The 14,095-nt window shown below is 36.1% G+C and carries 10 protein-coding genes; 9 read left to right on the forward strand and 1 reads right to left on the reverse strand.

Annotation, left to right across the window (positions count from 1 at the left end; translation table 11 throughout):
- Positions 1-8: 8 nt before the first annotated feature.
- The 4 genes from JOC49_RS11160 to JOC49_RS11175 are packed head-to-tail and all read left to right on the forward strand — an operon-like array spanning position 9 to position 6,133.
- Positions 9-1,544 carry an S-layer homology domain-containing protein gene (locus JOC49_RS11160; protein ID WP_204665119.1) on the forward strand — a complete coding sequence of 512 codons (1,536 nt, stop codon included), beginning with the start codon at positions 9-11 and terminating at the stop codon, positions 1,542-1,544.
- Positions 1,545-1,590: 46 nt separating this feature from the next.
- Positions 1,591-2,235: a prepilin peptidase gene (locus JOC49_RS11165; protein WP_204665120.1), complete on the forward strand. Its 645-nt coding sequence runs from the start codon at positions 1,591-1,593 to the stop codon at positions 2,233-2,235.
- Positions 2,236-2,285: 50 nt separating this feature from the next.
- Entirely contained in the window at positions 2,286-3,350 is a 1,065-nt protein-coding gene (locus JOC49_RS13470) for an HD domain-containing phosphohydrolase (protein WP_204665121.1), read from the forward strand.
- Positions 3,351-3,358: 8 nt separating this feature from the next.
- On the forward strand, positions 3,359-6,133 hold the full coding sequence (locus JOC49_RS11175) for a PAS domain S-box protein (protein ID WP_204665122.1): 2,775 nt from the start codon (positions 3,359-3,361) through the stop codon (positions 6,131-6,133).
- On the opposite strand, the gene JOC49_RS11180 is transcribed toward JOC49_RS11175, so the two are convergent.
- On the reverse strand, positions 6,114-7,361 hold the full coding sequence (locus JOC49_RS11180; protein ID WP_204665123.1) for an MFS transporter: 1,248 nt from the start codon (positions 7,359-7,361) through the stop codon (positions 6,114-6,116). The two genes, JOC49_RS11175 and JOC49_RS11180, sit on opposite strands and share 20 nt — an antisense overlap.
- A 111-nt stretch (positions 7,362-7,472) precedes the next feature.
- Between JOC49_RS11180 and JOC49_RS11185 the strand changes: the two genes are divergently transcribed.
- The 5 genes from JOC49_RS11185 to JOC49_RS11205 all read left to right on the forward strand — a co-directional run bounded on the left by JOC49_RS11185 (position 7,473) and on the right by JOC49_RS11205 (position 13,737).
- Entirely contained in the window at positions 7,473-7,841 is a 369-nt protein-coding gene (locus JOC49_RS11185) for a single-stranded DNA-binding protein (protein ID WP_204665124.1), read from the forward strand.
- Positions 7,842-7,938: 97 nt separating this feature from the next.
- Positions 7,939-9,006 (forward strand): HD-GYP domain-containing protein, encoded by a 1,068-nt coding sequence (locus JOC49_RS11190; RefSeq protein ID WP_204665125.1) that lies wholly within the window; start codon positions 7,939-7,941, stop codon positions 9,004-9,006.
- 100 nt (positions 9,007-9,106) lie between these two features.
- A complete protein-coding gene (locus tag JOC49_RS11195; RefSeq protein ID WP_204665126.1) occupies positions 9,107-11,080 on the forward strand; it encodes a DNA gyrase/topoisomerase IV subunit B in 1,974 nt (657 codons plus the stop codon).
- Positions 11,081-11,094: 14 nt separating this feature from the next.
- Positions 11,095-13,308: a DNA gyrase/topoisomerase IV subunit A gene (locus JOC49_RS11200; protein ID WP_243423699.1), complete on the forward strand. Its 2,214-nt coding sequence runs from the start codon at positions 11,095-11,097 to the stop codon at positions 13,306-13,308.
- A 66-nt stretch (positions 13,309-13,374) separates the two neighbouring features.
- Positions 13,375-13,737, forward strand: coding sequence for a hypothetical protein (locus JOC49_RS11205; protein ID WP_204665127.1), 363 nt, complete (start codon positions 13,375-13,377; stop codon positions 13,735-13,737).
- Positions 13,738-14,095 lie beyond the last annotated feature (358 nt).

Genomic DNA, 14,095 nt, shown 5'->3' on the forward strand with positions numbered 1-14,095 from the left:
GGGCACTTATGAAGAAGTCAAAGAAAATTATGGCAATGATTCTGATGGTTTTTATGATGACCTCAATTCTGCCAATGGGATTTTCAGCAACTGCTTTAGAGCTTTCCACTACCGAGGGAAAAGCTCAAGGGGAAGCGTTTGGTGCACTTGAAGGTGCAGATGCAGCTCAAAGGGATTTTAATTTGGGACGGGTTAGCAATTATCTTTTAGACATGCCGACGCATGCTGAAATTACAAAACAGTATAATTTAAGCAAGGATGATGCTTACTATAGAAATGCTTTTTTAACGGGTTTTAGAGCCCAGTATGAGATTGCTTATAAATCCACTTATCGCGAAATGAACCTTAAAATAATTTCTGAACCGTACTTGCTCGCAGAAGAACAAGGTGCAGGATTGGGAACAATAGAGGGGCAGATTTCTGCAATGAAAGATTATTACAGTGGGTATGACAATGACTGGGAACGCGGTTACCGGAATTTTATTTATAAAGGCAGTCTCTACAACCGATATCAGCTTGAAAATGAAACAGCCAGATATCGATTGAAATTTGAGAATGCTTTTAGAGACAGTTTTAGAACGGCATATATTGAAACCTATCAGGGGGCAAACATAGACCTTGCAACACGAAATAGCAACTTGATACTGGTGGACATGTACCAAAAAACAATCTCTTTCGAAGACGCTGCGATTAGCTTTACAGGTGGCAGTATGGTTACTGAAGCCTCAACACCAGTGACCCTTGAATTCCCTGAAGGTACACTCTATGAACCAACTTATTTTAGTATGTATAAAATACCAAACAGTTTTAATATGGACAATTATAAGTATAGACCAGTGAGTTCAAAGTTTGTTGTTTCCATTGACAATGTGTTAAGAGGGGTAACTTTAAACGCACCAATTGAACTTTCATTTGAGTATTATGGGTCTGAACGTGCGGGAATTTACATGTGGAAGAACAACCAATGGCATTATCAGTACACTGAAATTGAAGAGGGGACACTTAAAACGATTATTCCTGCAGGGTATTATACTGGTGGTGAGTATGCCATTTTTATTGATGACAAATTCAATTATATTTCCGACATTGGATTTAATTGGGCCTATCGTGAAATTTACACACTTATGAGAAGGGGTATTGTTGAAGATTCTTTAAAATTTAGACCCAATGATTTGATTACACGGGCAGAATTTGCAGATATGATTTATAAAAGTGCAAGCCCAACCAAACCTTATACAGGTGCTGGAACTTATGCCTATGCAGATGTGGCTCAATATGGTGATTATAAAACAGCAATTGAATACGTGGTTTCAAAGCAATATATGAAATTAGACGATTCCGGTGCTTTTAATCCTATGGCGACAGTTACCTATGCAGATGTTGAAAAGACAATGGGCATGTTGCTTACGCGAACGTTTAATTGGGGCGAAATTGCAAGAAAAATGATGTATGATAAATATGCTCGGTCAGAAGGCGCAATGGACATTCAAAAAAGTATCAAACGGTCAGAAGTGGCCTATATGATATATGACGTTTTTAAATAATCATTTGAGGGGCTATTTTGGCCCCTCTTTTTTCGGAGATGACTTCATGATAATAGAATTCATAAGTATGATGCTTTTAGGCATTTTTTCTGGAACTATTGCAATTAAATTGATTCAGTTTTTTTCTGAAGAAAAAGCACAGCCAATAAGTGTTGTTGTTTTATCAACGCTATTGGTAGTGTTGGGCTACTATAAATACGGTATTACTTTAATTGGTCTTTACCATTTAGTCTTTTGGATGGGGCTATTGGTTGTGGGTTGGGTGGACTATTTAACTTTGTCAATTGTGGACTTTACAGTGTATGCCCTAGGGTTATGGGCATTTCTTTTTAGACTCTTCCTTATTGGCAACAGTGTAGAAGGACTGATAGGCGGACTTGTGGGGTTTGGTCTGTTCCTAGGCATCTATTTAGGCGCCAAGTGGGTTTATAAAAAAGAAGCATTTGGCTTTGGTGATGTTCTGTTGATGGGAAGCGTCGGTATCTATTTAGGTTTTAAGTTGACCTTGCTTGCATCTTTTTTGTCCTTTTATGTGGCATTGGTGGGCATAGGCATTCAAAAAACATTGGGAAAAAAAATCGGACTTAAACAGGAAGTTGCTTTTGGACCTGCAATCTGTATGGCTGTAATCCTTTCGGTAATGTATGGTGAAACGTGGCTTAATTGGTATGTAAAGACGTTTTTATTTTAATAAGGACCACAATTTGATATAATAAAAGCATTAAATTTTGGGAGGCTATCGTGAGACTTAAAGGATTAGAAAGCATTAGAGAAGGCGATGTGTTGGCAAAGCCCGTTTATGATGATAAATGCCAATTGCTTCTGGCTAAGGATGCAGTTCTGACTGAATCTTACATTCATAGATTGAGCCAGGCGAACGTTCAGTGCGTGTACATTGAAGACGAATTGTCTCAAGGTCTTGAGTTTGAAAATGTGATTCCAGACACACTAAAGATCAAATCAATCAATACAATTAAGCAAGCTTTTAAGACTTTATCTGAACGAAAAAGCGCAACTTATACAGTTGGAAATATTGATGCAATCAAGGACGTCATCGAGTCATTGATGTCGGCAATTTATGCCAATAAAGACACTCTATTTTGCATGACAGAACTTATGGGGACTGATATGTATACCTACAATCATAGTGCTGAAGTGGCGATTTTATCTATGATGGTGGCAAAAAGTATGGGCTTTAACAACCTATTTATAGAGAAAATTGGGATGGGTGCCTTGCTTCATGACATTGGTAAAATGAAAATTGACAGTAGCATTGTGCATAAAAACAGTGAGCTGACTGAAGATGAATATGAAGAGATGAAAAAACACCCACAACTTGGATATGATTTAATGAAAGAAATATACAACATTTCCCCTATTTCTAGACAAATAATTTTGTTGCATCACGAGAAATTAAATGGGGTGGGATATCCGTTAGGTCTTGAAGAAAGTGACATTCCAGTCCATGTGCGTGTGGTAACAATTTGTGACATTTTTAATGCCATTACATCAAGTCGATCTTACAAGAAAAAAATGAATGCAGATGAGGCACTAGAAGTTTTACGTGTAGAATCTGTTTACGAACTTGATCGAGAAATATATCACCATTTGATGAAAGTGGCCAACATCTATCCAGCAGGAACGCTTGTGGAACTGTCAAATGGGCAATTGGCAATTGTCGTTAAGGAAAATAAAGAAGCCCAAACCCGACCAGTTGTTCAAATTGTTAAATCGGGTAAACGGGCAGAAGTTTTGGACTTGATGGAACATTTGACCCTGTTTGTCTCTAGAACTGTTGATTTTTAGGAGTTTTCATGACTGAAACTATTTTTTTAATTAAAATGTTATTAGCGGGTGCTGTTCTCGTTTTATTATTACGTAAAATGATAGAGAATCGAAGCGAAAGAAATATAATTCTTTTTATGCTTTTATTTTTCATGCTGATTATAGATTTGAGAAGCATTTTAATTGGAGAATTGCCTGTTGAAATATACCCTCAAATGATGCTTTTGGCTTTACTTGTTTATATGATTTATTTGATTTATCTTGGTAAGGGATCTTTTTCGCCCTGGATTATTAATTTTATAGATTTTAAAAATTTGTTTGATTCTGAAATTGTTAAAAATTCTGATGAGGCCTTGGCCCTGGTAGACAATAAAACGCTTAAGGCGGTTGCATCTAATACGAATTTTAAAAATTTGCTTGAACTCGGACGAGGCTTTTTAACGGCAGAAGAGATGCTTGTCCATATTTTACAAGGCAATGATGTTCTGGAATTTAGAGATTCAAATCATCATGTGCATCATTTGAAAATTAGGCTTGCAAATATATCTTCTCGATATGTCGTTCTGTTTGTAAAAGAAATTACAAAACAAGTTGAAATGGAATCTTATTTACAGGAAGAAGAGCTTTATTATTCAATCCTATGGGATCATGCACCTAATATGATTATGATAAGGACACTTGCGGGTGAGATTGTCTATGCCAATGCCGCCATGCTTTCTTTTTTGAAAAAAACGGAACAATCCATTGTTGGAAGACTTTACACTCAACTTTATAGTTTTAAGTCAGAAGCTATTAAGCATCAGGAAATTAATCAACACATAAGTGACGCATCAGATACAATTCAATCGTATTTGCTGAAATATACCCATATGACAGGTGAAACTTTCTATATGCAACTTACAGAAACTTTCGTGTACTATAAAGGGATTAAACATATTCTTACAAATGCAATTGATCAAACCTTAAAAGTGCGTACAGACTTACTTGTGAACAGTTATAATCGTATTCAAAAAAATAAAATTGGCGCAGACCGCGGCAACTATATTGTCGTGGATTTTACGACGAATATGATTTTATACAAGGACAATTTGCCTTTTATTAAAGAAAATCCACTTAATGGCTATGGGGACTTTTATAGGGCTTTAGATTTGGAAAGTCAGAATGCAATTGACACACTATTGGTAAATGGAACGACACTTACGTCCCAACCAATCACTATTTTTGGTGATTTTAAGTTGCTTATAGAGGAGATTTTTAGGGAATCCAATGGGTATGCTTCAGGAATGCTCATCAAATACGTCCGAACTGAGACGACAGAGTTTGCCCCGGAACAAATAGGAAAACTTGTTATAAATCATATCAAAGAAGGTCTTTTAATTATAAACCTTGAAGGTGTAATTGAATTTGCAAACGATATGATTTTGAGAATTCTAGACTATGAGAAGAAAGCACTTGTGGGGCGATCGATTCTTGAAATAAGTAAAGGTTTATCGATGGATTTGGTTCGTAAGAACTGGATTTTGTGCAAACAAAATGCATCTCTATATTTTGAAAGGGTTTATTTTGATCGATTGGGAAATGAAGTCCCTGTGGAAATTACAGCCGTTCTTTTAATGGAAGATGAAACTGAAAAATTGGTTCTTGTGGTGCGAGATTCCAGTGAAAAAAATGTTTACAAGAAAAAAATGTTAGATTCTCAGACCCGTTATACGCAAATTCTAGAATCTGTTCAAGATGGCGTCTTTGAAATTGCAATCCCAGATAAAAAAGTAATATTTTATAATGCATTTGATTCTGAAGAGGGGCTAATAGGACTTGAAATGACTTTTCTTCAATGGCTCAACAATATCCATGATCATGACCGGTCTGTTGTATTTGAGGCAGTTGATGCCATTACGGCAGAAAAAAAAGCGCACATGCAGTTTGAATACCGTTATTTTGAAAAAGGAAAATGGCGATGGATTCGTTCAACGTGTAAGTTTTTGGAGACTGAAGCAGAAGCTATGATTGTTGGAACCAATCAAGACATTAGTGAAATCAAGGAAATTACTTTGAAACTGGAAGAATCAAGGCAAATTCTGATTGAATCGGAACGGATTTCGGGAATGTCGCATTTTAAATATGACATTGACGCCAATATGTTTTATGCATCTGAAACTTTTAAAACCTTATTGGGCATTCATGCGCCTGGCGAAACGCTTCATTATGAACAAATTTTTGAAAAGATTCATAATTTAGACCAAGCCTATTTTGAAAATAAGTTTAACCGTTTCCTATGGGAAGATGAACCATTCGACGTGCTGGTTAGAGTTAAGGTTAAAATTGAAATGCGGTTTGTACAGTTGCGTGCTGTAATTTATAAAGATGATGACAACCAACCAATTTATGCGATTGGGACGGTAGCAGATATCACAGAGAAGGTGAAAAGTCGTGAGAAATTACAAGAATCAAAGTTTTTGCTTGAAAATACAGTTGAAATAATGCCCGTTGGCATTATTGTTGTACGCCAGTATGGTTTAGTGGACCTAGTGAACCATCGTGCGCTTGAGCTTTTACATCTAACAGAACCCGTTCCGAAATTATATGGTGAAATTGCAGAAAAAATTGGAAATCACTTTTCAACAGTTTCTGAAAAGACAGTAGAAGCCTTGATTAAGGATCCTGAACCTGAACAGGTGCAGGTAATCATTAAGCATAAAAAAGAGACTGGCGGACAGTCTCTGGTTTTATCGGTTTCTGAAATCAAAGATCAAGAAGGGTTGCCATTTAGCCGTGTCATTCACATTAAGCCGATCGAGTCATAATCTTTCGTCGAATATAAAATGAACCACTCCCTAGGAACCTCAATAGACCCACGATAATAAGTGCGGTTTTAAGTGAGGTTCTTTCCATGAGGGAAACACCGAGAATTGGCGCAACTGTAGCTGATATAGCAATTACAGTGTTATAAATGGAAATGATGGTTGTTCGATTTGTTGAAGGTGTCACATCCAAAAGCATATTAAAAAGAACCAAAACGGTACCTGTAATGGAGACGCCTATTAAAATGTTGAAGACAACCAGCATCACTAAAGACTCACTGAAAACATAAAGAATAGGCGTGATACTCATGCCGCTTGTTGCAATTACAATGGCAAGGGTGTTGCCATACTTATCGGCGAATTTGCCCCATGTTGTTGCTGTCAATATAGCTGAAAGACCAGAAGCGATTGAAACAGCACTCAACCATCCTTCGTTAGCGCCAAGAACATTAATCATATAGATGTTGAATAAAGGCCACCCCATTTGCCATCCAAAATGAAAAATTAGAGAACACATAAAAAACAATTTAAAAGAACGACTTGATTTAATGTAAGAAAAACCACTTTTTAAAGCGATATGGAATTGACGTTTGAAAACAGGCGTTTCCATGTCGTTTTTGAGTTTAAAATGCTTAAAAGTTTTGTATTCCATTATTCCAAAAATAAAAGCGACTACAAAGAAAACTTGATACATAATGATAACTTCTGAATCATTAGTGGGCACGCGTATGAGCAATTGACCAGAGGCAAAAGTTATTAGAAGCCTGAATAAATCTGAGTATTTGTTTCGAAGGCTCATTGCAGTTGCCCGCCCTGCTGCATCAAAAATATCACCTATGCAAGACTGATAGCCCATGGTATATATGGACCCTGGGAAATTCATGAGCCCCACTAAGCCTACAAAAAGCCATGGTTTCGGCAAAGTGTTTAAAAAAGGGATTACTGCCAAGAACAAAAAGAAAAATTTGTGTAAAAGCATAGCACGAGCAGTTCCTTTTGATTTAGAACCCATGGTTTCTAAAATTAGTGCGCCAGGGATTAAGGCAAAAATGCTGACAAAGGCAGGCCAAGAATTTAAAAATGCAAGCTGGTAATCAGTAGCGCCTAATCTAAGTGCAAATTTCGCATAATATGGGTTAACCAGATTGGTTGCAATGGCCAGGGCAACGCCATTCATAATATTTACGTGTATGTTGTTGTTTAAATTTGGTTTTAAGTTTAATCGTCTCATAAATTGATTATAATCTATGATTAAAAGAATAGATAGTAGAAAATACTTGACCTATATGGAAATAAATGGTAAATTAGAAATGTAAAAAAATACCATTCTATGGAGGTGTTCATGAATCAAGTAAGTCTAGTAGGGCGATTAACCTTAACGCCAGAGTTAAAAACGTTTCAAGATGGAAATTGCGTTACAAAATTTAATTTAGCTGTGGATCGGTACTTAAGTGGTGTTCAAAAAGAGGAAAAGAAAAGTGAGGGAAAGGCAACAGCTGATTTTCCAAGGATTATTGTATGGGGAAAGCAAGCGGAAAATTGCTGTAAATATCTTAAAAAGGGTTCTATGACAAGTGTTGTGGGTAGGGTTGTAACGTCTTCTTTTGAAAACAATGAAGGCGACATGGTTTATATGACAGAAATTGTTGCTGAACGTGTTCAATTTTTAGACCCAGTTTCAAATACGAAGGAAAAGGGGGTGATTGCATAAATTTTGTTAAACTTTAATAACATTCATAAATCTTTCTAGTATTTTTGGGTACATAATAATATAATACAACCTGAACTTATTGGAGAAAGGTGAATGAATGATTAAATTAGAAGTTACGAATCTCGAACCGGGTATGATTCTGGCAGAAGATGTGTACGATGAAGATGGACTTCTTCTAATTGCAGGAGAAACACGACTTCACGGCATGCACATTGATTTTCTAACTCGTAAATTTGTAGATTATGTTTATATATTCGATGTGGTAAAAGATGACGTTGAAAAATACGAGAGTACACCTGCGCAATTGGAGGCTGCAGGACAATTGGCGGTTGAAGAAAAATACAAAGACACCGTTGTTAAGTTTAAAGATATATATAAAAGTTATAAACTTGGACGTGTGCCTGTTTTTGAAGTGCTAGATGATACTGTAGAGCCTTTATTTCAGTCGATTCTAAATGACGAAAGTTTTGCGCGCCGCATGTGGCAAATTCATGCTTATGACGATTATACATTTGACCATTCAGTTCGTGTTTCAATGATTTCAGGACTTTTGGCCAAATGGTTGGGCTTGGATTTTCACATTATAAAAGAAGCGACGTTGGCTGGGCTGTTACATGATATTGGTAAATGTAACATTCCGGATGAAATTCTGAATAAACCAGATGAACTTACGGATGAAGAATTTAAAGTTATGAAAACCCATTCCATATTGGGATATATATTGGTTAAAGATATTCCAAGACTTCCGTATAATGTTCAAATGGCAGTTCTTCAGCACCATGAACGTGTAGATGGGTCAGGCTATCCACATGGCATTAAAGGACTTGAAATTAATTATCTATCTAAGATAGTTGCAATTGCTGATGTCTACTGTGCGATGACTCAAGACCGTGTCTACAAGAAAGGGGTTCACCCTTTTGATGCCATGTCTTTTATCATCAATAAATGTCATGAGACATTGGATTTTTCAATTTCTAGAATATTCTTAAGCAATGTGGCTTACTTTTATATTGGACATCAAGCGAAACTCAGCAATGGTCAAGTTGGTGAAATTATAATGACTTATAAAGATGACCCAGCTAGGCCGATGATACGTGTGGGTGAGGAATATATTGATTTGCGCAGAAATCTATCCATTGAAATTGAAACCATCTGGGATTTATAAAATTTTGAACCGGGAAACGTTTGTTCCCGGTTTTTTCTTGCCAATAAACTATAATGTTTGATAAGATAAGAAACGAAAGCAAAGATAGAAGAGGTGTGTGATGAACAAGAAAAATTATGATAATGAGAGTATACAATCCCTTAAAGGTGCGGATCGTGTCCGAAAACGCCCTTCTGTTATTTTTGGATCTGATGGACTAGAAGGTTGTCAGCATTCGTTTTTTGAGATTTTGTCGAACTCCATTGATGAAGCGCGAGAAGGCTATGGTAAAGAGATTGTTGTAACGCGACACCAAGACTGGTCTGTGACTGTGGAAGATCAGGGGCGTGGAATCCCCGTGGATTATAATGCAAAAGAAGAGCGGTATAATTGGGAACTTGTTTTTACCGAAATGTACGCAGGTGGTAAATACAATAATAACGACTCAGACGTTTATGAGTATAGCCTTGGCCTTAATGGATTGGGTTTATGTGCAACCCAGTACAGTTCCGAATATATGGATGTGGAAATATATCGGGACGGATTTGAATACACGCTCCATTTTGAAAAAGGTGAAATGACCCCAGACGGTTTTTCAAAGAAGCCTTCTACGCGTAGAAAGACGGGTTCAAAAATTACTTGGAGACCTGATCTAGACGTTTTTAAAGAAGTTCAAATTCCCATTGACTACTACCAAGATGTGATTAAGAAGCAGTCTATTGTTAATCCGGGAATTAGATTTATTCTAAAAGATGAAATATCTGATTTGGCACATGAATATTTTTATGAGAACGGTATTTATGACTATGTCAGTGAAATTACAGATGGACAGGCTTTTGCTGATGTTTTTTATTTTGAAGAACAAGGTGCCGGAAAAGATCGTGAAGACATGAAACCTTATAAAGTCAAAACGCAAGTCGCCTTGACTTTCAGCAATACCATTAATAAACTTGAGTATTTTCACAATTCCAGTTATTTGGAGCATGGAGGATCGCCTGATAAGGCTGTTAAAAGTGCTTTGGTTTATGAGGTGGACAAGTTAATAAAAAAATTGAACAAATATACAAAAAACGAAAAAAAGATTACTTTTGTTGATGTACAGGACAGTTTGGTCCTTGTGACAAATAGTTTTTCGACGACTACGAGTTATGAAAACCAAACTAAAAAAGCCATAACCAATAAGTTTGTTCAAGATTTTATGACAGATGTCATTAAACGGAATCTGGAAATTATTTTTATTGAAAATATCGAGCAGGCTGAAAAAATCGTGGATCAGGTTTTGATTAACAAAAGATCCAGAGAAAAGGCAGAAACAACCCGACTAAATCTAAAAAAAACTTTGGGCACCAAGATGGACGTTACCAATCGCGTCAAAAAATTCGTTGATTGTCGTATTAAAGACCCTTCTAATAGAGAAGTCTATATACTAGAAGGCGATTCAGCTTTAGGGTCCTGTAAATTGGCAAGAGATAGTGAGTTCCAGGCTTTGATGCCTATTAGAGGTAAAATTCTCAACTGTCTTAAGGCAGATTATGATAAAATTTTCCAATCGGATATTATTATTGACTTAATCAAGGTCTTGGGGTGTGGCGTTGAGATTAAAACCCGCCATAACAAAGAGTTAGATACATTTAACTTAGACAACCTCAGATGGGATAAAGTCATCATTTGTACAGACGCCGATGTAGATGGATTCCACATTAGGACTATGGTTTTAACAATGATTTACCGTTTGATTCCCACTTTAATTGAAGAGGGTAAAGTTTTTATTGCCGAATCTCCCTTATTTGAAATTACAACAAGTGATGGAGAAACGTTTTTTGCATATAATGAAAAAGAGAAAAATGCGTATTTAAAAAAGACAAATAAGAAGGTTAACATTCAAAGGTCCAAAGGTTTGGGCGAAAACGATCCAGATATGATGTGGCAAACAACAATGTGCCCAGCAACACGCCGATTGATACGCGTAACAACGGATGATGTTTTTGAAACGCAGTCTATGTTTGAGATTCTGCTAGGTGACGATTTAAATGGCAGAAAAGACTTTATTGAAGAAAATGGGGAATTATACCTAGAAATGTTGGATCTTAGCTGATTAAGGAGCACAGTATGAAAAAAACCACTATGAAGGAACATCCGTTTATTGATCAGAGAATTACAGAAACCTTGGAACAAAATTTTATGCCTTATGCAATGAGTGTAATTGTTTCAAGAGCGATTCCTGAAATTGATGGATTTAAACCTTCACATCGAAAAATTCTATATACAATGTATAAGATGAAGTTGATTAAGGGGCCTAAAACGAAATCGGCCAATGTAGTTGGACAAACAATGAAGCTGAATCCACACGGTGACTTGTCTATCTACGCGACCATGGTTAGACTTTCCAGGGGCAATGAAGCTTTACTACTTCCTTATGTGGACTCAAAGGGTAACTTTGGAAAAATCACATCGAGAGATATGAAGCATGCTGCGGCAAGATATACAGAAGTAAAACTCGATGCCATAGCGGAAGAGCTGTTTTATGATATTGACAAAAATACAGTGGATTTCGTGGATAACTACGATGGGACCATGAAAGAACCCACACTTTTGCCAACGACTTTCCCCAACATACTTGCCAATCCCAATAAAGGCATTGCGGTTGGAATGGCAAGTAATTTTCCAAGTTTTAATTTAAAAGAATTGTGTGAAGCGACAATTGCCTATATCGATAACCCGGAAATTGATTTGATCGACTTCATGCCTGCACCTGATTTTCCAACGGCTGGAGAGTTGGTTTATTCAAAATCAGAGATGCGAAAAATTTACAGTTCAGGAACAGGTTCTTTTAAGATTAGGGGTAAAATTCAGTACCTAAAAGATGAGAATATGCTTGAAATCACTGAAATTCCTTATACGACCACAGTTGAACAAATAATTGATAAAATTGTTGAAATGATTAAGTCAGGCCGTATTAAAGAAGTAAATGATGTTAGGGATGAGACAGATTTAAAGGGACTTAAAATTGCGATAGATTTAAAGCGAGGTGCGGATTCCGAGAAACTAATTGCCAAGTTATTTCGCTTTACGACCTTAGAAGATTCGTTCTCTTGTAATATGAATCTTCTGATAAACGGCAGGCCGAAAGTCTTGGGTGTTAAAGAAATTTTGAAAGAGTGGCTTATCTTTAGACGGGATTGTATTGTTAGAGCTGCAGAGTACGATTGTGCTAAGATAAAAGACAAACTCCATTTGCTTTATGGCCTTCAGAAAGTACTTTTAGATATTGATATGGCAATTCGTATTATTAGAGAAACGAAAAAAGACAAGGAAGTTGTTCCTAATTTAATGAAAGCGTTTGATATTGATGAGATACAAGCTGAATACGTAGCAGATATCAAACTTCGTAACATTAATCAAGAATATATTCTTTCGAGGGTTAACGAAAAAGAAGCGTTTGAAAAAGAATTGGAAAGATTGCAGGCACTAATAGGAAGTGAGAAAAAAATCAATAAGGTAATTGTTAAAGACTTGCAACGGATAATAAAAAATTATGCGAAAGCGCGTAAGACCCACCTTGTAAATCCTGAAAATATAATCAGGCACGAGGTGATTCAAGAACAGGTTGAAGATTATAATTTAAAAGTATTCTTTACAGCACACAATTATTTTAAAAAAGTTTCTTTGGTTTCTCTTAGATCCAGTGGTGACCATAAAATCAAGGAAGAGGATGAAATTCTTCAAGAATTGGAAGGCTCTAATTTAGATGAAATTTTATTCTTTTCCAATAAGCACAATGTCTATAAACTTAAAATGCACGAAATTGAAGACCATAAGGTGAGTAGCTTAGGTGTTTATTTGCCCAATATCTTAGAAATGGAACCAGAAGAAGAAATTTTATATTGTGTCATGACCAATGATTTTAAGGGGGCAATGTACTTTGGTTTTGAAAATGGTAAAGTTGCCCGAGTGCCACTTGAAGCTTATAAAACCAAAACCAATCGCAAGAAACTGGTTAAAGCCTACTCTGATGTGTCTCCTTTAATTAAGATGTATTTTGTTTTAGAAGAGACACATTTAACGATGATTCGTGAAGATGAAAGAGGCGAAGCGCGTGCAATAACATTTGATACAGCGCTTGTTCCAGAAAAAATCACGAAAAACACGAAAGGGATTCAGGTGTTTAGAATGAAAAAGAAGAGTTTTATAACTGCTTTCTTCATCTCTGAATCTCATCCGCTTCAAGATCCAGATAAGTTTATAATTACAGACTTGCCAAAATCAGGAGAGTCCCTTGATGCATTTGAAAAAATGACTTTGAATCAATGGTATTTAAAGTAATTGTTTGTTTATAAACTGAATGATTCGGGCATATAAATAAAAAGAGTGTTAGAAGGGAGATGTCCTATGCAGACCAGAACTAAGAAATGTATTAAAGTCGTGTTGATTCTTGTAACGATTGCAATGATATCGAAGGTCAGTTATGATTTAAAATGGCTTGACGTTTTAATTGGTATTTTTAAATTGGAATCAAATCCTCAAAAAATACAAGGTGTTTCTCTAAAGTCACTTGGTTATATGACGCTTGTGGTTAATGAAGTAGATTTTCTTCATCTAATGAGTAAACGCGGGTGGATATTTATCAAGCATTATGGACGTGGCATGATCTTTGAAAAAGAGGGATACGAAATTTTAGTCATAAGACGAAACTATTTTAACCGATATGCCTATTATGAAGTGACAACTAAAGAGATTTTTGAAGCAGTTTAGGAAACCGAAATAATCCGCCGGTGGGTATTGCCGGGGGATTATTTTTTCACATATTATCGTCTGAAAATTTTGAATAAACTTTCTTTACAATTCGTATTGACACGGTTTATTTGAGATGTTATCATAATCAAGTCGCCTGACATTGGCGGCACAAGTTAATTGAAATTCAATTGTTTATTTCAATAAAATGTATTGACATGAACAAAAGGGTTTGATATAATTTAAAAGCTGTCACCGTTGAAATTCCAATGACGACAACAGCCAAGAGAACCTTGAAAATTGAACAGCTTAAATGAAAAAAACCAAACGCAATTCAGTTGAGGGAAACTTCAAAAGAAAAGTGATAACGGGTTTCGAG

This window comes from Fusibacter tunisiensis (assembly GCF_016908355.1).
Taxonomy (GTDB): Bacteria; Bacillota; Clostridia; order Peptostreptococcales; family Acidaminobacteraceae; genus Fusibacter_D; species Fusibacter_D tunisiensis.